Here is a 21,780-nt window from a genome sequence, read left to right as displayed (position 1 = left end):
GCGTTTCTATTTTATGCCGCCTTCGGCGACGTGCGTTGCATGGCCGCCCACACCGCATTGGCGGTAGCCGGCATGGCGATATCTTCGGTCCCGAGCGCGTCGGTGATAGCGTTGATAACCGCCGCCGGCGCGGCGATCGCGCCGGCCTCGCCGCAGCCCTTGATGCCGAGCGGATTCGACGGCGACTTGGTCTCGGTCAGCCCGACGTGGAACGACGGCAGGTCGTGGGCGCGCGGCATGGTGTAGTCCATCATCGAGCCGGTCACCAGTTGCCCGTTGGCGTCATAAACCGCGCCCTCGAGCAGCGCCTGACCGACGCCCTGCGCGATGCCGCCATGCACCTGGCCCTCGACGATCATCGGATTGATGACGGTGCCGAAGTCGTCGACCGCGACCCAGTTGACGATATCGGTCTTGCCGGTCTCCTGATCGATCTCGACTTCGCAGATATGGCAGCCGGCCGGGAACGTGAAGTTGGTGGGATCGTAGAACGAGGTTTCCTTGAGGCCCGGCTCCAGTTCGGCGCCCGTGAATTTGTGGGCGATATAGGCATTGAGCGCGACATCGCCGAAGCCGACCGACTTGTCGGTGCCCTTGACGGTGAACTTGCCGTCCTTGAATTCGATGTCGTTCTCGGAGGCTTCCATCATGAAGCCGGCGACTTTCTTGGCCTTGGCTTCGATCTTGTCGAGCGCCTTGACGATCGCCGACATGCCGACGGCGCCGGAGCGCGAGCCATACGTGCCCATGCCGAACTGCACCTTGTCAGTGTCACCATGGACGATCGATACGCTGTCGAACGGAATGCCGAGGCGTTCCGACACCAATTGGGCGAACGTCGTCTCATGGCCTTGGCCGTGCGCGTGGGTGCCGGTAAGCACTTCCACGGAGCCAGTCGGGTTGACGCGCACTTCCGCGCTCTCCCACAGGCCGACGCCGGCCCCTAACGAGCCGACCGCCTGCGACGGTGCGATGCCGCAGGCCTCGATATAGGTCGAATAGCCAATGCCGCGGATCTTGCCGTGGCGCGCGCTCTCGCGCTTGCGCTTGCCGAAGCTCTTCACGTCGGCAAGCTCCATCGCCTTCTTCAGCGACGCATTATAGTCGCCGGCGTCATAAGACATGATCACCGGCGTCTGGTGCGGGAAATTCTTGATAAAATTGCGCTTGCGAAGATCGGTCGGATCGAGGCCGAGCTGGCGGGCCGCCACTTCGACCAGTCGTTCGACGACGAACGTCGCCTCGGGACGACCGGCGCCGCGATAGGCGTCGACCGGCACCGTATTGGTATAGACCGCATCGACCTCGCAATAAATCTGCGGGATGTCGTATTGGCCTGACAGCAGCGTCGCATAGAGATAGGTCGGCACCGACGACGAGAAGGTCGACATGTAGGCGCCGAGATTGGCGATGGTGCGCGCGCGAAGGGCGAGAATTTTGCCGTTGGAATCGAGCGCGAGCTCGGCATGGGTGACATGGTCGCGGCCATGCGCATCGGTCAGGAAGGCTTCCGATCGCTCCGACGTCCACTTCACCGGCCGCTTCACCTTGCGCGAGGCCCACAGGCAGACGACTTCTTCCGGATAGATGAAGATCTTCGAGCCGAAGCCGCCGCCGACATCCGGCGCGATCACGCGCAGCTTGTGCTCCGGCGCGATGCCGACGAAGGCCGAAATGACGAGACGCGCGACGTGCGGGTTCTGCGACGTGTTCCACAAAGTCAGCGAGTCATTGCCGGCATCATAGTCGGCCAGCGCCGCGCGCGGCTCCATCGCGTTCGGCACCAGCCGGTTGTTGACGATGTCGAGCTTGGTGATGTGCTTGGCCGCCTTGAATGCGGCCTCGACCGCCTTCTGATCGCCGAGGTGCCACTGATAGATCGTGTTGTCGGGAACGTCGGGGTGGATCTGCGGCGTGCCCTTGGCCTGCGCCTTGGACGGGTCGACCACCGCCGGCAGCACTTCATAATCGACGACGACCTTCTCGGCGGCGTCCTTGCCTTGCGCGGTCGTCTCGGCGATCACCACCGCGACCGCATCGCCTACATGATTGACCGTGGTCGCCGCCAGCGCCGGATGCGGCGCCATCTTCATCGGCGTGCCGTCCTTGGAGTGGATCATCCAGCCGCAGATCAGGTTGCCGACCTTGTCGCCGGCAAGCTGGGCGCCGGTCAGGACATCGACGACGCCCGGCATCGCCTTGGCGGCGGCGACGTCGATTTTCCTGATTTTGGCATGGGCGTGGGGCGAGCGCACGAACACCGCGCGGGTTTCACCGGGCCGCACCACGTCGTCGGTGTACTGGCCCTGCCCGGTGATGAAGCGGAAGTCTTCCTTCCGGCGCACCGGCACCCCGATCCCATTGGCGGTCATTGGCAGCTTCCTCCCATTGTCTTCTTATCGACGTTGTTCGGTAGCCAAGCTCGCGGCGGCGTCGGCGCTATTTCGCCATCGCCCGCGCGCCCGCTTCAATCGCCTTGACGATGTTGTGGTAGCCGGTGCAGCGGCAGATGTTGCCGTCGAGCTGCTCGCGGATGGTGTGTTCGTCGAGTTCGTGGCCATTGCGACGCACGATGTCGAGCGCAGCCATGATCATGCCCGGGGTGCAATAGCCGCACTGCAGGCCGTGGTTCTCGCGGAAGGCTTCCTGCATCGGATGCAGCTTGCCGTCGGCCGTGGCGAGACCTTCGATGGTCGTGATCGACTGACCCTCGCACTGAACGGCCAAGGTCGTGCAGGACTTCGCGGCAATGCCGTCAACATGCACGACGCAGGCGCCGCACTGCGACGTATCGCAGCCGACATGGGTTCCGGTGAGCCGGAGGTTCTCGCGTAGAAATTGTACCAACAGGGTTCGTGGTTCGACATCACCGGTGACGGGCTTGCCGTTCACCGTCATGGACACTTGCGCCATGACTTCCTCCCAAAACTGGGGACCAAGGCCCCGCTTTTAGCCTTCGTCACGCCTGACGCCGGCTCATACCTTCAAATGCACGCCGATTTCGAACCGGAATCCGCATTTGAACCAGACTAACTTGAACCCCTGGAAGCGCGCCGGTCAAGCAGTTCCGACCTTAAATCGGCGCAAAGCGAGCATGGTTGCGATGCACAATTAGCGTATTGCGTCGAAAGCCGATGTTTTTCCCACCCTTACGGTGATTTCACGGAACGCAGAGCCGGCAAGGCACTTAACGTCGCAGAACAGTGTCACTATCGACGAAAGGTTGCATTATGCGTACGAAACTCACAGCGACGATTGCCGCGCTCATCGTGGCAGCGACAACGGTCGCAGCGGTCAGTCCCGCTGATGCGCAGTGGCGTCGCCACGGCGGCGGATATCATCATCACCGAGGCGGTTGGGGCGGCGGCGGCGCCGTGATCGGCGGCCTCGCGGCCGGGGCCATTATTGGCGGTGCGCTGGCTGCGCAACGCCCCTACTACGGATCGGGTCCCGTCTATTATGAAGCTGAGCCCGGTTATGTCGGCGGCGATGCCACCGGCTACTGCATGCAGCGCTTCAAGTCGTATGACCCGGCATCCGGGACCTATCTCGGCTACGACGGTTACCGTCACCCGTGTCCATAACTGGACCGGAAGCCGAGCTAAAGTAAAAAGCCGCCCGTTTCGGGCGGCTTTTTTTTCGATCGACGGCGGATCAGGCTGCCGGCGCGCCGCCGACATTGGCCGCGAAATTCTTGAAGAAATCATCGGCGGTCTTCTTGGCCGCGCCATTGACGAGCCGCTGGCCGAGCTGAGCGAGTTTGCCGCCGATCTGCGCCTCGACGTTGTAGGTCAGCAGCGTGCCGCCGTCCTTCTCGGTCAAGGTCACGGTCGCGCCGCCCTTGGCGAAGCCGGCAACGCCGCCGTCGCCCTCGCCGGAGATCTTGTAGCCGTTCGGCGGGTCGAGATCGGTGAGGTGCACCTTACCTTTGAAGCGCGCCTTGACCGGGCCGATCTTGGTGACGGCCACGGCCTCGAAATCGGTCGGCGACGTCAGGGTCAGGGTCTCGCAGCCGGGGATGCAGGCCTTGAGGACCTCCGGGTCATTGAGCTTCGCGTAGACCACCTCGCGGGTCGCCGGAAGCTGCACTTCACCCGTCATTGTCATCGCCATGGCCGCTCTCTCCTTCTCGACGGACCGCACGCCGGTCCAGAGGAACGACTTAAGGCTTCCTGCGCCCGCTGAAAAGGGCTTTGCAGCATCGCAGCGGGGGCATTAATCCTGTTCCCCGCGTCACCGGAGAAATTTCATGCCGCTCATCACAACCGACGATGGCTGCCGCATCAACGTCGAGATCTCTGGCAGCGACAGCGCACCGGCGCTGATGCTGTCGAATTCGCTCGGCACCAATCTTCACATGTGGGACGACCAGGTCGGCGAATGGGCTCGGCATTTCCGTGTCATCCGCTACGACCGCCGCGGCCATGGCGGCTCGGAGGCTCCGGCCGGCCCGTACTCGATGGAGCGCCTGGGCCGCGATGTGCTGAGCATTCTGGACAAGCTCGGCATCGACAAGACCCATTGGTGCGGACTGTCGATGGGCGGAATGGTCGGGCAATGGCTCGGGGCCAACGCTGCCGACCGCATCGGCAAGCTTATCCTGTCCAATACCAACTTCTTTTATGCCGACAAGAAGCCATGGGAAGATCGTATCCGCTTCCTGCGCGACAACCCGATCGAGAAGCTGGCCGATCCGAGCATGGAGCGCTGGTTCACCGCTGGCTTCCGCGCCGCCGCGCCGCAGACCATCGCCCGCATGAAGGAGATCTTTCTCACCTCCAACAAGGCGGGCTACATCGCCTGCTGCGAGGCGATCCGCGACATGGATTTCCGTGCGTCCAATCCCTCGATCACGGCGCCGACGTTGGTCATCGTCGGCGCGCAGGATCAGGCTACACCGCCCGCGCAGGGCGAAATTATCGCCACGCAGATCAAGGGCGCGCGCGTGGTCAGCTTCGACGCCGCGCACATCGCCAATGTCGAACAGCCGGCCGCCTACACCAAGGCCGTGCTCGATTTCCTCAAGGACTGAGAGACGGATATGGACGAGAAAGATCGTTACGATGCCGGGATGGCCAAGCGCCGCAAGGTGCTTGGCGCCGCCTGGGTTGATCGCGCCAACGCCAACAAGACGCCGCTCAACAGTGAATTCCAGGACTTCATCACCCGTGCCGCCTGGGGCGAAGTATGGACCCGGCCGCATTACGACGAGCGCACACGCCGCATTTTGGTGATCGGCACGATGCTGGCGCTCGGCCACTGGGACGAGTTCAACATGCATGTGCGGGCCGCCCTGACCGAAGGCGGCTTCACGCCAGACGACATTAAGGAGATCCTGCTGCAGCAAGCGATCTATTGCGGTGTGCCGGCATCCAACCACGCCTTCAAGGAAGTGGCCGCGATCATTGCCGAGTTGAAAAAATAGCAGCACCCCATCGATCTGCGCTGCATTTCTCCGCGGGCTCGCTATGATCGGCGCCAGGCCGGGACAGGCCGGCCAGGGAGAAATGCCATGGTCAACGGCTTTTTCGCGCGCCAGCTCGGCGTCTACGCGAGTTATCACCGCGACCCGCGCAACCGCCTCACCCATCTGATCGGCATACCGGCGATCGTTTTCGCGATCCTGGTGCCACTGGCCCTGGTGCGTTTAACGAGCGGACTATCGCTGGCGACCCTTGTCGCGGTCGGCGCGTTGATCGGCTGGATTGCGCTCGATCGCAGTATCGGCATCGCCATGGCGGCAATTATGGTGCCGATGCTCCTTGCCGCGGAATGGATCGCGGCGTCGGCCGGCAGCGCCCTCGCCTGGATCGTGTTCGCCGTCTTCTTTGTGGGCGGCTGGGTCTTCCAGCTCGTCGGCCATGTCTTCGAAGGACGTCGGCCGGCGCTGGTCGATAATCTGTTTCAGGCGTTCATCGGCCCCATGTTCATCATGGCCGAGGTGCTGATGGCAGCTGGATTGCGCCAGGATCTGCGCCGGATCGTCGACCCGCCCGCGGCGAGTATGGCCGGCCCTTGAGCCGGCCATCGTCGCGTTAGTGCGAGGCCGACAGCCGTTCGACCCGTAGCGCGGCGATCGAGGGAGCGCCGCTGCGGGGCGCAAAGCTGCGCTCGACGATGCAGAGACCAACGGCCAGCGCGGCCAGCAACAGTTGCAGCACCTGCTCGCGCAACAACTCGGCATGTTGCGACCACACCGACGGCCCGACGGAAGCCAGACTGACGGCGACGACGACGATAAGCCCGCCTTCGAGGATATCGGAATTGGCCGTACCGCCGGCGAGGCTGCGCAGCCGATCGGCGACATGAACGGCGCAAGCCAGCGCGACGGCGAGTTTCATCGCACCGAAGAAGGCCGCGAGCTTCATCAAGCCCACCGGCGATAGCTTGAAATAACTGCCGATGCCGAAGACGAACTGCGAACGCCAGACGTCATCGAGGCCGTAGGTTGGCGAGGTCAGGACACGCAACGCGTCATAACCCCAGAAAAGCGTGAAATAGAGCGCGATCGCCATGATCGTCGCGACGGTGGCCGCAGAAACCTTACGCATGTGCCGCTCCCATGATCTCGTGGTCTCATGGGTAAGCGTTTCAAATGCCACGTTCAAAAGAAACCGAATTTTTACCTTACCGGCGGCGGCAGTTAAGCGCCTTCGTCAAGCTTAATGCAGGGCACGCCACGCCGAGCGACTGCCCGACGACGGGTCCGACTTACGCCAGAGCTCGTGGCAACGTCCGAAGGCCGCTTGCGCGCAACGCGTGCCGCTGCGCCGACGGCTGATCCGGGACAGCCGATGCAACACGGCACGCGCGGTTTGGTTCCAGTATTTCCGCGCGCCGTCCTCTCGGGAACCGACGGCGGCGCCGGCAGTTCCCTTGTTGAGCAATTCTGAGGACGAAGGAGCTGACCAATGGGACGTTATTTGTTGTTGTGGCTTGTGGGCGTGCCGCTGCCGATCCTGGCACTGATCTGGGTTTTCGGCGGCCTGCACTGATTGTTCGCATCGCCGTATTCCGGCCGATGCTTCCGTAAGCAAAGGCTAGCCTAAGTAACCGAGCCGGCGGACGACCTTCGTGGTCGACCGCCGGCTTGGTATTATGTCCACCTCTTTACCGGGACCGATCCCGCACCCCTCGCCGCAGCGCGGGAGAACGTTCTCCTTTTGGCACGTTGCTTGCGACGAATGACTTAATAACATGCCGGAACTCGGCGTTGCCGCTTAGGCTGCGCCCTGTTAAGCATTTCAGGGGCGAAATGGACGGCAGCCGGGCCGTCCCTTCGGAGAGGCGGGCAAGTGCATGGAAGTATTCCTCCAGCAGCTCATTAACGGCATCACACTCGGGTCCATCTATGGATTGATCGCCATCGGCTATACGATGGTCTTCGGCATCATCGGCATGGTGAACTTCGCCCACGGCGACGTGTTCATGGTGTCGGCTTTTGTCGCGATGATCGCTTTTCTCTTTGTTACGACATGGCTGGGTATCGCCTCCATCACCGTGGCGCTGCTGATCGTGCTGATCGTGGCCATGCTGTTCACCTCCGGAGTGAACTGGGTCATCGAGCGCCTGGCCTACCGGCCATTGCGTGGATCCTTCCGCCTCGCGCCGCTGATCTCGGCGATCGGCATGTCAATCTTCCTGTCGAACTTCGTCCAGGTCACGCAGGGCCCGCGCAACAAAGCGATCCCCCCGATGGTGCGCGGCGAATTCATCCTGCTCGACAGCAACAACTACGCGGTCGCGCTGTCTTATAAACAGCTGATCATCTGGGGCATCACCGCCGTCCTCCTGGCGGCGTTTTGGTACCTCGTCGCCAAGACCAGGCTCGGCCGCGCGCAGCGCGCCTGTGAGCAGGATCAGAAAATGGCGGCGCTGGTCGGCGTCAACGTCGACCGGACGATCTCGATGACCTTCGTCATCGCGGCGGCGCTCGCCGCCGTGGCCGGCACGATGTACCTGATGTATTACGGCGTGGTGAGCTTCTCCGACGGCTTCGTGCCGGGCGTCAAAGCCTTCACCGCGGCCGTACTCGGCGGCATCGGCTCCTTGCCGGGCGCCGTGGTCGGCGGCCTGCTTATCGGTCTGATTGAGACCTTCTGGTCGGCCTACTTCACCATCGATTACAAGGACGTTGCCGCCTTCTCCGTGCTGGCCATCACGCTGATATTCTTGCCGCAAGGTCTGTTCGGCCGCCCCGATGTCGAGAAGGTCTGATATGGAAAAGTCCGCGCAAAGCACTGGCGTGGACTTCGTCCACGCCGTCAAGGAGGCCTGCCTCGCCGCGGCAATCACGTTCGGCGTTCTGCTTCCGCTGATCGGCTTCGAGACCGTCAGCAATATCGACAATAAGCTCGTGCTGCATACGCGCTGGGGCTTGCTGTTCACGATCGTCGCCATTGTGGGCGTCGGCCGTTTGCTGATGGCGCTGGTTATCGCGCCACGGCTCGCCCAGCGCCGCATACGTCCGGTAGCCGCCACTGCTCCTTCGTGGCTCTTGTTGATTGGTCGCTGGTTCGCTCCCTTCGCTATCGGCTTTGCCATCGTCTATCCCGTACTGGCGATGGGCCTTACCGGCTTCAGCGGCGCGCTGAAATGGGTCGACAATTTCGGCATCCAGATCCTGATTTACGTGATGCTCGGCTGGGGCCTCAACATCGTGGTCGGCCTCGCCGGCCTGCTCGACCTGGGCTACGTCGCCTTCTACGCCGTTGGCGCCTACTCCTATGCGCTCCTCGCCAAGAACTTCGGTTTCTCTTTCTGGATCCTGTTGCCTCTCGCCGGCATTCTGTCGTCGTTCTGGGGCATCCTGCTCGGCTTTCCGGTGCTGCGGCTGCGCGGCGATTATCTCGCCATCGTCACACTCGCCTTCGGCGAGATTATCCGAATGGTTCTCATCAACTATGTCGACCTGACCAACGGCTACGCCGGCATCGGCGGCATTCCTCGACCGAGTTTCTTTGGCCTACCGTTCACCGCCGACGACGACGGCTTTGCCGCGGTCTTCGGCCTGCCGTTCACGCCGGTCTATCGAACGTTATTTCTCTACTATCTGATCCTGGCGCTCGCCTTTCTTACTGCCTTCGTCACCGTCCGCCTGCGACGGCTGCCAGTCGGCCGCGCCTGGGAAGCGCTGCGCGAGGACGAGATCGCCTGCCGCTCGCTGGGCATCAACACCACCAACACCAAGCTGACGGCCTTCGCCATCGGCGCGATGTTCGGCGGCTTCGCCGGCTCGTTCTTCGCTGCTCGTCAGGGCTTCATCTCGCCGGAGAGCTTCACCTTCCTCGAATCGGCCACGGTGCTGTCAATCGTGGTGCTGGGCGGCATGGGCAGTCAGGTCGGCGTGGCCATCGCCGCGATCCTCTTCATCGGCGGCACCGAGATCATGCGCGATCTCGATTTCCTCAAGCAGATCTTCGGCCCATCCTTCGATCCGACCCAGTACCGCATGCTGCTGTTCGGATTTGGCATGGTCATCATCATGGTCTTCAGGCCGCGAGGTCTGATTTCGACGCGCGAGCCGTCGATCTTCCTGAAGGAACGCAAGGCGATCTCCAGCGATCTCGTCAAGGAAGGGCACGGCTGATGGCGGGCCGCGGCGATATTCTGCTCAACGTCGAGCATCTCACCATGCGTTTCGGCGGCCTGGTCGCCGTCGACAATCTTTCATGGCACGCACGTCAAGGCGACATCACCGCACTGATTGGCCCGAACGGCGCCGGCAAGACTACGGTGTTCAACTGTATCACCGGCTTTTACAAGCCGACCGAAGGGCGCATTTCCCTGCGCCACGGCGACGCGACTGTCTGGGATGAGCTCGATAGTCTCACCGAACGCGGCAAGCGCCATATCACGACAGCCAACGGGTCGCTGTTTCAGCTCGAGCGCATGCCGGATTTTCTGGTCACGCAAAAGGCACGCGTCGCCCGCACTTTCCAGAACATCCGTTTGTTCGCCGGCATGACGTTGCTGGAGAACTTACTGGTTGCCCAGCACAACAGCCTGATGGTCCAATCGGGTTATACCTTGCTTGGCGTGCTCGGCTTCCCGTCTTACCGCCGCGCCGAAAGCGCTGCCGTCGATCGCGCGCGGGAGTGGCTGAACCGCGTGGGTCTCATCGACCGCGCCGACGACCCGGCGGGTGACCTGCCTTATGGCGCGCAGCGCCGTCTCGAGATCGCCCGCGCTATGTGCACCGACCCGGTTCTTTTGTGTCTCGATGAGCCGGCTGCCGGCCTCAACGCCCGCGAAAGCGCCGAGCTTAACGAATTGCTGCTGTCGATCCGCGACCAGTACGGTCTGTCGATTCTGCTGATCGAGCACGACATGTCGGTGGTGATGGAGATTTCCGACCACGTCATCGTGCTCGACTACGGCGTCAAGATTTCCGACGGCACGCCCGAGGAAATTCGAAACGATCCGAAGGTGATCGCGGCTTACCTCGGCGTCGACGACGAGGATGTCGAAAAGGTTGAGGCGGAGGTGGGCCTATGAGCACCCTCCTCGCCGTTCGCGGCGTCAAGACCTTCTACGGCCGCGTGATGGCGCTCAAGGGCGTCGACCTCGACGTCAATCAAGGTGAAATCGTCACGCTGATCGGCGCCAACGGCGCCGGCAAATCGACGCTGATGATGACGATCTGCGGCAACCCGCGGGCGCGCGAAGGCAGCATCGAGTTCGACGGCCAGAACATTACGCGGCTGCCGACGCACGAGATCGCGCGCCTCAAGCTGGCACAATCGCCGGAAGGCCGCCGCATCTTTTCGCGCATGACCGTGCTGGAAAACCTGCAGATGGGCGCGCTGGTGGCGGACGAGAGCGAATTCGATCGCGACCTCGAGCGCATGCTCACCTTGTTTCCCCGCCTGAAGCAGCGCATCGGCCAGCGCGGCGGCACGCTGTCGGGCGGCGAACAGCAGATGCTGGCCATCGCCCGCGCGCTGATGGCGCGGCCGCGGCTGTTGCTGCTCGACGAGCCTTCGCTCGGCCTGGCGCCGTTAATCGTGCGGCAGATCTTCGACGCCATCAGGACGCTCAACGCCCTGGATGGACTGACCGTCTTCCTGGTCGAGCAGAACGCCTATCACGCGCTCAAACTCGCGCATCGCGGTTACGTCATGGTCAACGGACTGATTACCTTGTCCGGCACCGGCAAGGAGCTCCTCGAGCGCCCGGAAATCAAACAAGCCTACCTCGAGGGAGGCGCGTGATGGACCTTCACACGTCACCCTCCTCGATTTTCCATATTCTTTATGAGGAAGATTCACTCTGGACGTTTATCCTGGTGACGCTCATCCTCGGCTGCGGCGCGGCCTGGCTGTCCGGGCGCGCCATTGCGCAGACCTGGCGCCCGGTATGGCAGGTATTTTTCTATAGTCTGATCCTGGGCTGCGCCGTGCGGTTTATTCATTTCAGCCTCTTCGGCGGCACGCTTCTGTCGATCCATTACTATCTGGTCGATACCGCGCTGCTTATGGTCTTCGGATTCTTGGGCTTTCGGGCCGCCCGCGTCTCGCAGATGCTCACTCAGTATCGCTGGATCAACGAGCCGGCCGGTGCTTTGCGCTGGCGCAGAAATCCGCGTTGACGTAGGATTGCCCCAGCTAAGTAGAATGCCGGATCAAGTTCATAGTTTTTGTTGAAGGGGAAAAAGCGAATGAAGAGGATCACGACACTCGGCCTCGCACTCGGCTTCGCCGTTGCGATCGCCGGAACTGCCTCCGCGCAAGTCAAGTTCGGCGTGCAGGGACCGATCACCGGGGCAAACGCCGCCTTCGGTGCGCAACTCAAGAACGGCGCGCAACAGGCGGTCGACGACATCAACGCCGCCGGCGGCATCAATGGCCAGAAGATCACCCTTCAGTTCGGCGACGACGTCTCCGATCCGAAGCAGGGCGTGTCGGTCGCGAACAAGTTCGCCGCTGACGGCGTCAAGTTCGTGGTCGGCGCATTCAACTCCGGCGTCACCATGCCCTCCTCCGAAGTCTATCAGGAAAACGGCATCGTCACGGTTACCCCCGCCTCGACCAACCCGCAGATCACGGAACGCAAGATGTGGAACGTGTTCCGCACCTGCGGTCGCGATGACCAGCAGGGCGCGGTGGCCGGCGCTTACATCCTGAAGAACTTCAAGGGCAAGAAGATCGCCGTCGTCCACGACAAGACCACGTACGGCAAGGGCCTCGCCGACGAAACGATCAAGGCGATGGAAAAAGGCGGCATGAAGCCGGCGCTCTATGAAGGCATCAATGTCGGCGAGAAGGACTTCTCGGCGCTGGTGTCGAAGATCAAGTCGGCGGGCGCCGACCTCGTCTACTGGGGCGGCCTGCACACCGAAGGCGGCCTGATCGTTCGTCAGATGCGCGATCAGGGCATCAAGGCGCCGATGATGGGCGCCGATGGTATCACCACCGACGAGTTCGCCCAGGTTGGCGGCCCCGGCGTCGAAGGCACGCTGATGACCTTCCCGCCGGATCCGCGTAACAACCCGGCTGCCAAGGCGGTTGTGGCCAAGTTCCGCGCTGCCAAGTTCGAGCCGGAAGCCTACACGCTGTACAGCTACGCGGCGGTGCAGGTCATGGCCGAAGCGGCCAAGGCGGCGAAGTCGAACGACCCCAAGAAGGTCGCCGAGAAGATGCACTCGGGCATGAAGTTCGACACCGTGATCGGCCCGCTGTCCTACGACAAGAAGGGCGACATCACGCGTCTCGACTACACCATGTACATCTGGAAGAAAGACGCGAGCGGCAAGATCACCTATGTCGAGATGAACCCGGCGGCGACCAACTAAGTCGCTCGACGCTCATCACAACGCGAAAATAAAAAGACGCCCGCTCCGGTTTTCCGGGGCGGGCGTTTTCATTTGGCCCGAACGGCAGCGCTTTGGTCAGCCGATCTTCCCCAACACCGGGAAGGTCTCCAGCAGCCAAATGCTCAGGAGGTTGATGCTGCCGGTGAGAAAGGCGACGCCGGTCAGCACGAGGAGCGCGCCCATCGCCTGCTCGACGCGGTGCATGTGCTTCTTGAAGCGCGCCAGAAATGCGGCGAAGGGTTCGATCGCGAGTGCCGCGGCGACGAAGGGAATGCCGAGGCCGAGCGAATAGACCGCCAGCAGGCTAGCGCCCTTGCTCACCGTCTGTTCGGACGCCGCGACCGCCAGGATCGCCGCCAGGATCGGACCGATGCATGGCGTCCAGCCGAAAGCGAAGGCGAGCCCCATCAGATAGGCGCCCCATAGCCCTACCGGTGCGGCCACCTCCACCCTCTTCTGCCGGTAGAGCCACGCGATCGGGGTAACCCCGAGGAAATGCAGCCCCATGATGATGATCAGAATGCCGGCGACGATGGCAAGCGGCTCGGAATAGGCGCGGATCAGCGTGCCGATGACGCTGGCGCTGGCGCCGAGCGCGACGAATACCGTGGAGAAGCCGAGCACGAACAGCACGGCCGCGAGCACCGTCTCCCGCTTGACCCGCCGCTCCGGCTCACGCGCTTCGAAGCGCTCGAGCGAAGTGCCCGCGAGATAGACGAGATAGGGCGGCACAAGCGGCAGGACGCAAGGTGACAGGAATGACACGAGCCCGGCGATGAGGGCAGCGAGGTAGGAAACGTCGGTGTGCATGACCGGGGATATGCCCCCGACAATGTGGCGATGGCAAGGGCATCGTTACGGGGGTTGCGGAGTTGTGATATGCGAGTGATCGCACTTGAGGAGGCACCCGGTCATGCGCAATCTCATCACCGATGTCGAAGGTCTGCGCGTCGGCCACGCCCACGACAAGAAACTGGCTTCCGGCACCACCGTCATCCTGTTCGATGGTCCCGTCACGGCCGCGATCGACGTGCGGGGGGGCGGACCTGGGACGCGCGAGACCTCGCTGCTCGAGCCGGCGCAAACGATCGAGAGCATCGATGCCATTGTGCTGTCCGGCGGCTCGGCCTTTGGCCTCGACGCACCATCCGGCACGCAAGCTTATTTGCGCGAACAGGGGCGCGGCTTCCGCATTCGCGACGCGGTCATACCGATCGTGCCGGGCGCGATCATGTTCGACCTGCTTAACGGTGGCGACAAGGGTTGGGGCCGCTACCCGCCCTACCGCGAGTTCGGCTATCAGGCGGCGCGCACCGCCTCGGTGGATTTCAAGCTCGGCAGCGTCGGCGCCGGTCTCGGTGCCACCACCGTCAACTTTAAAGGCGGGGTAGGCTCGGCGTCTGCGAAATCGCGCGGCGGCATCACCGTCGGCGCCATCGTCGTCATCAATGCCGTGGGGACTGCCGTGGTCGGAGACGGACCCCATTTCTGGGCGGCGCCTTTCGAGCAGAACGACGAATTCGGCGGCCGCGGCATGCCGCCGCGATTTTCCAAGAGTGATCTCGCCATCCGCGCCAAAGGCGGACCGCAGGAAAACACCACGATCGCGATGATCGCCACTGACGCCAGGCTCAGCAAGGCACAGTGTAACCGTCTCGCCGTGATGGCGCAGGATGGGTTGGCGCGCGCCATCTATCCGGTTCACTCGCCGCTCGATGGTGATGTGGTATTCGCCGCCGCGACGGGCAAGAAGAAGCTCGCCGACCCGTATTACGGCCTTGCCGAACTCGGCATGGTGGCCGCCAATGTGATGGCCCGCGCCGCGGCGCGTGGCGTTTATGAGGCAACGGCGTTGCCGTTCGCGGGCACGGTACCGGCGTGGCGCGATCGGTTCGGTTGACGTTGCAACCATTTTGGGCGCGCCGGCGTTTGAATGTCATGCCGTCGAGTGTCGTCAAAACGATCGCGTATGAAATCGAGCACAGCCGCCTGACGGTAACCTTCGTCAGCGGCCGCGTGTATGAATATTACCTGGTTCCCCCGTCGGTCGCGCAAGCGTTCAGCAGTTCGACTTCCAAAGGGACCTATTTCAACCGCCACATCCGCGATCATTATACCTGCCGCGAGAAAATAACGTCCGCGGCCTAGGCATTTCAGCGCCGCATGGCGCAACGCCAAACGCCCTAAAGAAACCTCTCCGCGGCAAAGCCCTTCGGATCGAGAAACGGTGTCTCGCCGCTCATCATCTCACCCAGCAGCCGGCCGGTGATTGGCCCGAGGGTCAGCCCCCAGTGCGCGTGACCGATGGCCAGCCACATCCCCTTCTGGCCCGGCGCCCGGCCGATCACCGGCCGTGAATCCGGAAAGCACGGTCGCGAGCCAAGCCAGGTGCGGTCCTCGGCGCGCGGACCGATCCTGTAGAGCGCATCGAGCTTCGGCATCAGGCGGTCGAACTGCACCGGTGTCGCCGCCGCATCGCGCGGGGCGAATTCCACGCCGGTGGTGACTCGAATGCCCTGTCGCATCGGCGTGATGAGATAGCCATTGAAGACATCAACCACCGGACGGGTCAGCGGGGCGCTTTCTTCCGTCTTGAAACGGCGGTGATAGCCGCGCTTGAAACCCATCGGCAGCCTGATGCCAAACTGCGCCAGCAAGTCGGGCGCCCACGGCCCCAACGCCACCACGACTTCCGGCGCGTCGATTGGACCTTCGGCGGTTTCGGCGCGCCAGCCATTGCCCGAGCGGTGCAAGGACGAGGCATCGCCCTTGAGCACGACTCCGCCCAGCGTGGCAAAGCGCGCGGCGTAAGCTTTCGTCACTGCCAGCGGGTCGCTCAGGCTGACAGCCGCCGGCGAATAGGTTGCGTGCCTGAAGACCGGCTTGAGCGACGGTTCGAGCTTGCGTGCGCCGTCGGCGTCCATGGTCTCGACCGGCACGCCGAGTTCGCGCGCGAGGTCCAGTTCCCTGCGCAAGCCGGCGAAGGCCGCGTCACTGCGATAGAGCTTGATCCAGCCGTTACGCCGCAAATATTGCGTGGCGCCGGATTCGAGCATCAGCGCCTCGTGCTCGGCAATGGACCGGGCAAACAGCGGCCGGTTGATCCGCGCCGTCTCCTCCATCACAGCCGGCTGCGACGCCGCGCGAAACCTCATCAGCCAAGGCGCGACCCACGGCAGGAAGCCGAGGTGATAATTCGCGTCGCTGCCCTGCTTCAGTGCCACCCGCAGCAGTGCGCCGAAATTTGAAGGGAACGCCGGCGGCATCACCGTCGAGCCCTCGATCACGCCCGAATTGCCGTACGAGGTTTGCTCGCCGGGGCTGGCGCGATCGATCAGGGCGACGGCCATGTTGCGCTTGGCGAGCTGCAGGGCGATTGAGGTGCCGACGATGCCGGCGCCGAGAACAATCACATCGGTACGTGCCATGGCGGTAATAGGCCTTTTCGACGAAGCGCTGGGGGCCCGGCGAAACAACGGGACCTTTGCTCTCGAATATGGATCAAGTCCGCCCGCCGCGCTATCAAGGCGCGGTCCGCCGGGAGTTCACCTGATATGTCATTTCTGCGCTTGCCCCTGGCCGCGCTTGCCTGGATCGGCCGGCAGGGCACGACGGGCCTCGCCGTCTCCATTTTCCTCGGCATCGCGGTGCCGCCGCTGGCGGCTTACGTGAAGCCCCACCTCGGCGAGACGGTGTTCGTGCTGCTGGTGTTCTCCTATCTGCGAACCGAGCCCGACAAATTGCGGCAAGTCGTGCGCGCGCCCGGCCTCGCCATGGCGGGCGCGCTCTGGGCCATGATCGCGGTCCCACTGCTGGCAGGCGGCGTGCTGGTGCTGATCGGCCTGCCGAAGCTGGCGCCCGACCTCTACACCATCATGATCCTTCACCTCGCCATCGCGCCGATCGTGTCGTCGGCAGCCTTCGCGGCGCTGATGGGGCTCGACGTCGCCTTCACCATGGTGGCGGTGATTCTCAGCAACATCCTGTCGCCGGTCACCACCGTGGCGACGAGCTATCTCTTTCTCGGCGGGTCGCTCATCTCGCCGCTCGATCTCGGCATCAAGTTGCTGGTCTTCCTGCTGGTGTCCGGTCTGGTCGCCATGGTGATCCGCCGTATCGCGGGTCAGGAGCGGATCGACGCGCACAAGGAGACCATCGACGGGCTCAACGTGCTTGCGGTCTTCGTCTTCGCCATCGCCGCCATGGACGGTGTGCCCCGTCACGTGATGGCCGACCCGCTCGGGTCGGCCGCACTGCTCGGCATCGCCGTGCTGCTGGCGCTGGGCACCTACGGCCTCGGCGCCATAGCCTTCATCCGCGCCGGCTTCCGCGTCGGCGCCGTTGTCGGCATGCTGTCGGCCTTCCGCAATCTCGGCACCATCATGGCTGCGATCGGCACGACTTTGCCCGACCAAGCCTGGTTCTACTTCGCGCTGGTGCAGTTTCCGATCTATCTGTTTCCGGCGCTGCTCAAGCCGATCGTCCGGCGCCAGTCGAAATCACCACCGTGACGCAACAAGGCCGGCCCGGCTCATGCGCGGACCGGCCTGACCTTGCTCACGATGGTCAGATGACGGCCGAGACCGCCGAGCCCGCAACGCTCATCAGGTGGCTCTGCAACGCCATCAGCTCTTTCATCAGGGCCGAGCCGCCATTGCCAGACGAACCATTGCCGTCCGGCCCCTTGGAGCTGGCCTGGCCGGCATTCATCGCCGCCGGCGGGCTTGTCGTCGAGGCGCTGCTGCCATCGGCGTAAGTAACCGTCGTCGTCACCGAGCCGTCGGAATTGGTGGTGGTGACGGTCTTGGCGCCATCGGCGCCACTGCTGTCGGATGACGCATCGTCGCTGTCACCGTCGGCGGAACCGGCCCCACCCGCGCCCGCCATGCCACCATGGCCATGGCTGTGGTGCGCCTGGCCCTTGTCGGCGGACGCGAGCTCGCCCTGCGTGACAGAGCCGTCGCCATCGCCGTCGAGCTTGGAGAACACCGCATCCGAAAGCGACGTGCTGATGCCGTGTTGCGCTCCTGCCGCCTCGAATTCGGACTTGCTGACCTTTCCATCGCCATCGGTGTCGAGCTTGGCGAACAACTTGTTGTTGCCCGGATCGCTGGCGCCGTTAGACCCAGCGGCAGTGGCCTTCTGCTGCAGGTCGATCAGTTGAGCCATCATGTCCTGGCTGAAAGGCGACTGGGACGATGCCGAGCCTGACGAGGACGTACCGTCATTCGCCGACGAGTCGGCGCTTCCCGGCATGAGGAAAGACAAGGGGTCGAAGGATTGCCCGGTCTTGCTTGCGCCGCTGGCGCCACCCTGCTGCAGCAATTGCTGCCAGGAGGACAACGCGCCGGTCGCCGCCGAGCCCACGGAGAGGGACATTTACACTACTCCTCTGAAACGCCGGACAGCCGGCACACTTCGCCCCGCGATGCCGGTGCAAGAGCTTTGCCACTGTGGGATCGGAAAAATTCCGGCGGCGTATCAGGCAGTTGTCCACAGGCATGGGCCTTGGGCCGGCGGTCCACCGGGGCGCAAAGCGGCAATTTCTGCCGTCTGACCGGAAGCAATTTGCCCGGTCCTGAGCGCCGTGATACCCGAACCCCGTCCCGGAGAAATGTGCCTTATGACCCGCCCTCTCCTCATCGCGCCGTCGATCCTGGCCGCCGATTTTGCCAAGCTCGGCGACGAGGTGCGTGCCATCGACGCTGCCGGCGCCGACTGGATCCATGTCGACATCATGGACGGTCATTTCGTACCGAACATCTCCTTCGGGCCCGATGTGATGAAATCGGTGCGCGGGGCTTCAAAGAAGATTTTCGACGTGCATCTGATGATCGCGCCGGTCGACCCCTATCTCGAGGCCTTCGCCAAGGCCGGCGCCGACATCATCACTGTCCACGTCGAGGCCGGCCCGCATGTGCACCGCTCCCTGCAGGCGATCCGGGCGCTCGGCAAGAAGGCCGGTGTGGTGATGAACCCCGGCACGCCAGCCTCTTCGGTCGAAAATATCATCGACATGGTCGATCTCATTCTCGTCATGTCGGTCAATCCGGGCTTCGGCGGCCAAAGCTTCATCTCGTCGCAACTCGACAAGATCCGCGCCCTGCGGGCCATGATCGGCGGGCGGCCTATCGATCTCGAGGTCGACGGCGGCGTCACCGCGGCGAATGCCGCCGACGTGGTGCGCGCCGGCGCCAATGTGCTGGTCGCCGGCTCGGCCGTGTTCAAAGGTGGTCAATACAGAGACAACATCGCCGCGATCCGCCAGGCCGGCAGCCTGGCGCGCGGTGAAGCGGCGTAGACCTGCGACCCTCATGGAGAGGAGCCGCGCAGCGGCGTTTCGAACCATGAGGCCCGTGTTTCATCATTGCGGCAGCGCCTCGGCCTCATGCTTCGAGACGCGCGTGCCGCGCTCCTCAGGATGAGGAGACAACATTGCGAGTGCTGAGACGATGATCCCCCGTTACTCACGCCCCGAGATGGCCGCGATCTGGTCGCCGGAAACCAAATTCCGCATCTGGTTCGAGATCGAGGCGCACGCCGCCTCCGCCATGGCCGAACTCGGCGTCATCCCGAAGGAAGCCGCCGCGACCATCTGGGCCAAGGGTAAGGACGCGAAGTTCGACGTCGAGCGCATCGACGCCATCGAGGCCGAGGTTAAGCACGACGTCATCGCCTTCCTCACGCATGTGTCGGAAATCGTCGGACCGGAAGCGCGCTACATGCACTCCGGCATGACCTCATCGGACGTGCTCGACACCTGCCTCAACGTGCAACTCACCCGCGCCGCCGACATCCTGATCAAGGACATCGACACGCTGCTCGCCGCGCTCAAGCGCCGCGCCTTCGAGCACAAGCTGACGCCGACCGTCGGGCGCTCGCACGGCATCCATGCCGAGCCGACCACGTTCGGCCTGAAGATGGCGCAGGCCTATGCCGAGTTCTCGCGCTGTCGCGAGCGCATGGTCGCAGCGCGCAAGGAAGTCGCGACCTGCGCCATTTCCGGCGCCGTCGGCACTTTCGCTCAGGTCGATCCGCGCGTGGAGGAATACGTCGCCAAGCAGATGGGCCTCGCGGTCGAGCCGGTGTCGACGCAGGTGATTCCGCGCGATCGCCACGCCATGTTCTTTGCGACGCTCGGCGTCGTCGCCTCGTCGATGGAGCGCCTCGCCATCGAAGTGCGCCACCTGCAGCGGACCGAAGTGCTGGAAGCCGAAGAGTTCTTCTCGGAAAAGCAGAAGGGCTCGTCGGCGATGCCCCACAAGCGCAACCCGGTGCTGTCGGAAAACATCACCGGCCTCGCCCGCATGGTGCGCGGCTACGTGACGCCGGCGCTGGAGAACGTGGCGCTGTGGCACGAACGCGATATCTCGCACTCCTCGGTCGAACGCATGATCGGCCCCGATGCCACGGTGACGCTCGATTTCGCGCTCGCCCGTCTCTCCAGCCTGATCGACAAGCTCCTGGTTTATCCGGCCAACATGCAGAAGAACCTCGACCGGCTCGGCGGCCTGATCCACTCGCAGCGCATCCTGATCGCGCTGACCAAGGCCGGCGTCGCACGCGAGGACGCCTACCGCCTGGTGCAGCGCAACGCAATGAAGGTGTGGCGCGGCGAGAGCAACGACTTCCTGTCGCTCTTGAAGGCTGACCCGGATGTGAAGAAGGCGCTGAGCGACAAGGAGCTTGAGGCCAATTTCGACCTCGATCATCACTTCCGCCAGGTCGACACCATCTTCAAACGGGTGTTCGACGAAGCCTGAGCAACGAACGGCGGGGATCGCTCCCCGCCGTTTCGACCTTAACGGTGGCCGCCGTAATGGCCGCCGCCGTGAAAACCTCCGCCATGGAAGCCGCCGCCGTGGAAACCACCACGGAAGCCGCCGCGATGGAAGCCGCCGCGGAAGCCGTGGAAGCCGTGATAGCCGCGGTGGAAGCCATAGAAGCGCGGCCCGCCAAAGGCGTAATCGTAATAGATCGGCTGGGCATAGACCGGCGACGCCTCGTAAGTGCCGGCATCGTCCAGATAGCTGGCACTGGCAAAGCCGACGGCACCATCCCAACTGACACGGCACCAATTGCCGGTGCAATTGAGAACGTCGACATCGGCGCCGGCCGGCAGCGTATCGATGACGCTGTATGACGTCCCCGGCCCGGCGCGCAGATTGACAGTGTTGGTCACTGTCGCTGCCGACGCCGCGCCGGCCGACAGCATAAGCACACCGGTGGCGAGAGCGAGAATTCGGTATTTCATGGCATCTGTCCTGTTGAGACGCCCCGCTTTCTCGTCACTTAAGCAGCGATCGTTGGTGCCGCACCCTCGCCGATTTTCACGTTTTCGTGGATCAAATGTCTGCCCGGTTGGGCCGCGAATAATTGCAGACCCGTAGGCCTGACGCGCGGGAGGCCGCGCGTCAGGCCTAAATTGCTTCTAGCGATGACGCCCGTGGTGGCCGTGATGCCAGCCGCCGCGATGACCGCGCCAGCCGTGATGGCCCCAGCGCGGCCCGCTGCCGAATCCGAAGCCAAAGCTAACTACCGGCGGCGGCGCGACATAGACCGGTTCGGCGGCGTAAACGGCACCGCCACCACCACCCGCTAGATAGCTGGCACTGGCGTAGCCGACCGCGCCTCGCCAGTTGACGCGGCACCAAGAACCGCCGCAACCGATGACGTCGACATAAGCGCCGGCCGGCATGGTATCGACGACGCGATAGCCGGTGCCGGGACCGGAACGCAGATTGAGATCGTTGGTGACCGTCGCGGCCGAAGCAACTCCGGCGGATGCGATGAAGGCCGCAATGGCCAATCCTGCTGTCTTGAGTTTCATGATTTCTATCCCAGAATGAGTATTCGTCGCCCCTTTCAAGAGGAAAACGGATTGCGTCGCCGATGGTTCGACGCACGTGCTCCATTCATGGAATAAAACGGACGAGTATGGGCTTCCCGGCTGCGACCTATTGTCA

Annotated in this window: 24 protein-coding genes; 15 read left to right on the top strand and 9 right to left on the bottom strand. The window is 63.4% G+C overall.

Annotated features, from left to right (window positions below; genetic code table 11):
• Window positions 1-11: 11 nt before the first annotated feature.
• Both ASD45_RS05315 and ASD45_RS05310 read right to left on the bottom strand, forming a co-directional pair.
• Window positions 12-2,372: a xanthine dehydrogenase family protein molybdopterin-binding subunit gene (locus tag ASD45_RS05315; RefSeq protein WP_056910544.1), complete on the bottom strand. Its 2,361-nt coding sequence runs from the start codon at window positions 2,370-2,372 to the stop codon at window positions 12-14.
• Between the two features lie 67 nt (window positions 2,373-2,439).
• On the bottom strand, window positions 2,440-2,913 hold the full coding sequence (locus tag ASD45_RS05310) for a (2Fe-2S)-binding protein (RefSeq protein ID WP_056910543.1): 474 nt from the start codon (window positions 2,911-2,913) through the stop codon (window positions 2,440-2,442).
• Window positions 2,914-3,230: 317 nt separating this feature from the next.
• On the opposite strand from ASD45_RS05310, the gene ASD45_RS05305 reads away from it, so the two are divergent.
• Complete coding sequence (locus ASD45_RS05305) at window positions 3,231-3,584, top strand: BA14K family protein (protein WP_056910542.1); 354 nt, start codon at window positions 3,231-3,233, stop codon at window positions 3,582-3,584.
• A 70-nt stretch (window positions 3,585-3,654) separates the two neighbouring features.
• Here ASD45_RS05305 and ASD45_RS05300 read toward each other — a convergent pair whose 3' ends face one another.
• On the bottom strand, window positions 3,655-4,113 hold the full coding sequence (locus ASD45_RS05300) for a carbon monoxide dehydrogenase subunit G (protein WP_056910541.1): 459 nt from the start codon (window positions 4,111-4,113) through the stop codon (window positions 3,655-3,657).
• 136 nt (window positions 4,114-4,249) lie between these two features.
• On the opposite strand from ASD45_RS05300, the gene pcaD reads away from it, so the two are divergent.
• The 3 genes from pcaD to ASD45_RS05285 all read left to right on the top strand — a co-directional run bounded on the left by pcaD (window position 4,250) and on the right by ASD45_RS05285 (window position 6,019).
• A complete protein-coding gene (gene pcaD, locus ASD45_RS05295; protein WP_056910540.1) occupies window positions 4,250-5,032 on the top strand; it encodes a 3-oxoadipate enol-lactonase in 783 nt (260 codons plus the stop codon).
• A 9-nt stretch (window positions 5,033-5,041) separates the two neighbouring features.
• Window positions 5,042-5,425, top strand: coding sequence for a 4-carboxymuconolactone decarboxylase (gene pcaC, locus ASD45_RS05290; RefSeq protein WP_056910539.1), 384 nt, complete (start codon window positions 5,042-5,044; stop codon window positions 5,423-5,425).
• 87 nt (window positions 5,426-5,512) lie between these two features.
• Window positions 5,513-6,019, top strand: a complete 507-nt coding sequence (locus ASD45_RS05285) for an Mpo1-like protein (RefSeq protein WP_056910538.1) — start codon at window positions 5,513-5,515, stop codon at window positions 6,017-6,019.
• 16 nt (window positions 6,020-6,035) lie between these two features.
• Here ASD45_RS05285 and ASD45_RS05280 read toward each other — a convergent pair whose 3' ends face one another.
• Window positions 6,036-6,551: a hypothetical protein gene (locus tag ASD45_RS05280; RefSeq protein WP_056910537.1), complete on the bottom strand. Its 516-nt coding sequence runs from the start codon at window positions 6,549-6,551 to the stop codon at window positions 6,036-6,038.
• A 748-nt stretch (window positions 6,552-7,299) separates the two neighbouring features.
• On the opposite strand from ASD45_RS05280, the gene ASD45_RS05275 reads away from it, so the two are divergent.
• The 6 genes from ASD45_RS05275 (at window position 7,300) to ASD45_RS05250 (ending at window position 12,793) form a co-directional block, all read left to right on the top strand.
• Window positions 7,300-8,217, top strand: coding sequence for a branched-chain amino acid ABC transporter permease (locus tag ASD45_RS05275; RefSeq protein ID WP_056910536.1), 918 nt, complete (start codon window positions 7,300-7,302; stop codon window positions 8,215-8,217).
• A gap of 1 nt (window position 8,218) precedes the next feature.
• Window positions 8,219-9,589, top strand: coding sequence for a high-affinity branched-chain amino acid ABC transporter permease LivM (gene livM, locus ASD45_RS05270; RefSeq protein ID WP_056910535.1), 1,371 nt, complete (start codon window positions 8,219-8,221; stop codon window positions 9,587-9,589).
• On the top strand, window positions 9,589-10,497 hold the full coding sequence (locus tag ASD45_RS05265; protein WP_056910534.1) for an ABC transporter ATP-binding protein: 909 nt from the start codon (window positions 9,589-9,591) through the stop codon (window positions 10,495-10,497). The genes livM and ASD45_RS05265 overlap by 1 nt, the downstream gene beginning before the upstream one ends.
• Window positions 10,494-11,213: an ABC transporter ATP-binding protein gene (locus tag ASD45_RS05260; protein WP_056910533.1), complete on the top strand. Its 720-nt coding sequence runs from the start codon at window positions 10,494-10,496 to the stop codon at window positions 11,211-11,213. The genes ASD45_RS05265 and ASD45_RS05260 overlap by 4 nt, the downstream gene beginning before the upstream one ends.
• A gap of 26 nt (window positions 11,214-11,239) precedes the next feature.
• The gene (locus ASD45_RS05255) at window positions 11,240-11,590 is read left to right on the top strand and encodes a DUF6867 family protein (protein ID WP_156380917.1); all 351 of its coding nucleotides are present in this window, start codon (window positions 11,240-11,242) and stop codon (window positions 11,588-11,590) included.
• A gap of 69 nt (window positions 11,591-11,659) precedes the next feature.
• Window positions 11,660-12,793 (top strand): branched-chain amino acid ABC transporter substrate-binding protein, encoded by a 1,134-nt coding sequence (locus ASD45_RS05250; protein WP_056910531.1) that lies wholly within the window; start codon window positions 11,660-11,662, stop codon window positions 12,791-12,793.
• A 96-nt stretch (window positions 12,794-12,889) separates the two neighbouring features.
• On the opposite strand, the gene ASD45_RS05245 is transcribed toward ASD45_RS05250, so the two are convergent.
• Window positions 12,890-13,624, bottom strand: coding sequence for a cytochrome c biogenesis protein CcdA (locus ASD45_RS05245; protein WP_056910530.1), 735 nt, complete (start codon window positions 13,622-13,624; stop codon window positions 12,890-12,892).
• A 103-nt stretch (window positions 13,625-13,727) separates the two neighbouring features.
• Here ASD45_RS05245 and ASD45_RS05240 point away from each other — a divergent pair, with 103 nt between their 5' ends.
• Window positions 13,728-14,714: a P1 family peptidase gene (locus tag ASD45_RS05240; protein ID WP_056910529.1), complete on the top strand. Its 987-nt coding sequence runs from the start codon at window positions 13,728-13,730 to the stop codon at window positions 14,712-14,714.
• A 38-nt stretch (window positions 14,715-14,752) separates the two neighbouring features.
• A complete protein-coding gene (locus ASD45_RS05235; protein ID WP_056912594.1) occupies window positions 14,753-14,962 on the top strand; it encodes a KTSC domain-containing protein in 210 nt (69 codons plus the stop codon).
• A gap of 35 nt (window positions 14,963-14,997) precedes the next feature.
• Here the strand turns inward: ASD45_RS05235 and ASD45_RS05230 are convergent, their stop codons facing one another.
• Window positions 14,998-16,242, bottom strand: a complete 1,245-nt coding sequence (locus ASD45_RS05230; RefSeq protein ID WP_056910528.1) for an FAD-dependent oxidoreductase — start codon at window positions 16,240-16,242, stop codon at window positions 14,998-15,000.
• A 126-nt stretch (window positions 16,243-16,368) separates the two neighbouring features.
• On the opposite strand from ASD45_RS05230, the gene ASD45_RS05225 reads away from it, so the two are divergent.
• Window positions 16,369-17,325: a hypothetical protein gene (locus ASD45_RS05225; protein ID WP_056910527.1), complete on the top strand. Its 957-nt coding sequence runs from the start codon at window positions 16,369-16,371 to the stop codon at window positions 17,323-17,325.
• A 55-nt stretch (window positions 17,326-17,380) separates the two neighbouring features.
• Here ASD45_RS05225 and ASD45_RS05220 read toward each other — a convergent pair whose 3' ends face one another.
• Window positions 17,381-18,193 carry an EF-hand domain-containing protein gene (locus tag ASD45_RS05220; protein WP_082540659.1) on the bottom strand — a complete coding sequence of 271 codons (813 nt, stop codon included), beginning with the start codon at window positions 18,191-18,193 and terminating at the stop codon, window positions 17,381-17,383.
• 235 nt (window positions 18,194-18,428) lie between these two features.
• Between ASD45_RS05220 and rpe the strand changes: the two genes are divergently transcribed.
• Window positions 18,429-19,115, top strand: coding sequence for a ribulose-phosphate 3-epimerase (gene rpe / locus ASD45_RS05215; RefSeq protein WP_156380724.1), 687 nt, complete (start codon window positions 18,429-18,431; stop codon window positions 19,113-19,115).
• A 151-nt stretch (window positions 19,116-19,266) separates the two neighbouring features.
• Entirely contained in the window at window positions 19,267-20,577 is a 1,311-nt protein-coding gene (gene purB / locus ASD45_RS05210) for an adenylosuccinate lyase (protein WP_056910524.1), read from the top strand.
• A gap of 38 nt (window positions 20,578-20,615) precedes the next feature.
• On the opposite strand, the gene ASD45_RS05205 is transcribed toward purB, so the two are convergent.
• Together ASD45_RS05205 and ASD45_RS05200 are read right to left on the bottom strand one after the other, a co-directional pair.
• Complete coding sequence (locus ASD45_RS05205; RefSeq protein ID WP_056910523.1) at window positions 20,616-21,068, bottom strand: SH3 domain-containing protein; 453 nt, start codon at window positions 21,066-21,068, stop codon at window positions 20,616-20,618.
• Between the two features lie 177 nt (window positions 21,069-21,245).
• Window positions 21,246-21,644, bottom strand: coding sequence for an SH3 domain-containing protein (locus tag ASD45_RS05200; protein WP_082540658.1), 399 nt, complete (start codon window positions 21,642-21,644; stop codon window positions 21,246-21,248).
• Between the last annotated feature and the right edge of the window lie 136 nt (window positions 21,645-21,780).

The organism is Pseudolabrys sp. Root1462 (assembly GCF_001426945.1).
In the GTDB taxonomy this organism is placed as follows: domain Bacteria; phylum Pseudomonadota; class Alphaproteobacteria; order Rhizobiales; family Xanthobacteraceae; genus Pseudolabrys.
The sequence above is the reverse complement of the archived record's forward strand: the minus strand, read 5'-3'. Positions and strand labels throughout refer to the sequence as shown.

Coding starts and splice junctions, on each gene's coding strand:
- purB (WP_056910524.1), top strand. CDS start 19,267: ATGATCCCCCGTTACTCACGCCCCGAGATGGCCGCGATCTGGTCGCCG.
- ASD45_RS05305 (WP_056910542.1), top strand. CDS start 3,231: ATGCGTACGAAACTCACAGCGACGATTGCCGCGCTCATCGTGGCAGCG.
- ASD45_RS05240 (WP_056910529.1), top strand. CDS start 13,728: ATGCGCAATCTCATCACCGATGTCGAAGGTCTGCGCGTCGGCCACGCC.
- ASD45_RS05250 (WP_056910531.1), top strand. CDS start 11,660: ATGAAGAGGATCACGACACTCGGCCTCGCACTCGGCTTCGCCGTTGCG.
- ASD45_RS05310 (WP_056910543.1), bottom strand. CDS start 2,913: ATGGCGCAAGTGTCCATGACGGTGAACGGCAAGCCCGTCACCGGTGAT.
- ASD45_RS05225 (WP_056910527.1), top strand. CDS start 16,369: ATGTCATTTCTGCGCTTGCCCCTGGCCGCGCTTGCCTGGATCGGCCGG.
- ASD45_RS05230 (WP_056910528.1), bottom strand. CDS start 16,242: ATGGCACGTACCGATGTGATTGTTCTCGGCGCCGGCATCGTCGGCACC.
- livM (WP_056910535.1), top strand. CDS start 8,219: ATGGAAAAGTCCGCGCAAAGCACTGGCGTGGACTTCGTCCACGCCGTC.
- ASD45_RS05220 (WP_082540659.1), bottom strand. CDS start 18,193: ATGTCCCTCTCCGTGGGCTCGGCGGCGACCGGCGCGTTGTCCTCCTGG.
- ASD45_RS05235 (WP_056912594.1), top strand. CDS start 14,753: ATGCCGTCGAGTGTCGTCAAAACGATCGCGTATGAAATCGAGCACAGC.
- ASD45_RS05200 (WP_082540658.1), bottom strand. CDS start 21,644: ATGAAACTCAAGACAGCAGGATTGGCCATTGCGGCCTTCATCGCATCC.
- rpe (WP_156380724.1), top strand. CDS start 18,429: ATGTGCCTTATGACCCGCCCTCTCCTCATCGCGCCGTCGATCCTGGCC.
- ASD45_RS05285 (WP_056910538.1), top strand. CDS start 5,513: ATGGTCAACGGCTTTTTCGCGCGCCAGCTCGGCGTCTACGCGAGTTAT.
- ASD45_RS05275 (WP_056910536.1), top strand. CDS start 7,300: ATGGAAGTATTCCTCCAGCAGCTCATTAACGGCATCACACTCGGGTCC.
- ASD45_RS05280 (WP_056910537.1), bottom strand. CDS start 6,551: ATGCGTAAGGTTTCTGCGGCCACCGTCGCGACGATCATGGCGATCGCG.
- ASD45_RS05315 (WP_056910544.1), bottom strand. CDS start 2,372: ATGACCGCCAATGGGATCGGGGTGCCGGTGCGCCGGAAGGAAGACTTC.
- ASD45_RS05260 (WP_056910533.1), top strand. CDS start 10,494: ATGAGCACCCTCCTCGCCGTTCGCGGCGTCAAGACCTTCTACGGCCGC.
- ASD45_RS05265 (WP_056910534.1), top strand. CDS start 9,589: ATGGCGGGCCGCGGCGATATTCTGCTCAACGTCGAGCATCTCACCATG.
- pcaC (WP_056910539.1), top strand. CDS start 5,042: ATGGACGAGAAAGATCGTTACGATGCCGGGATGGCCAAGCGCCGCAAG.
- ASD45_RS05205 (WP_056910523.1), bottom strand. CDS start 21,068: ATGAAATACCGAATTCTCGCTCTCGCCACCGGTGTGCTTATGCTGTCG.
- ASD45_RS05245 (WP_056910530.1), bottom strand. CDS start 13,624: ATGCACACCGACGTTTCCTACCTCGCTGCCCTCATCGCCGGGCTCGTG.
- pcaD (WP_056910540.1), top strand. CDS start 4,250: ATGCCGCTCATCACAACCGACGATGGCTGCCGCATCAACGTCGAGATC.
- ASD45_RS05300 (WP_056910541.1), bottom strand. CDS start 4,113: ATGGCGATGACAATGACGGGTGAAGTGCAGCTTCCGGCGACCCGCGAG.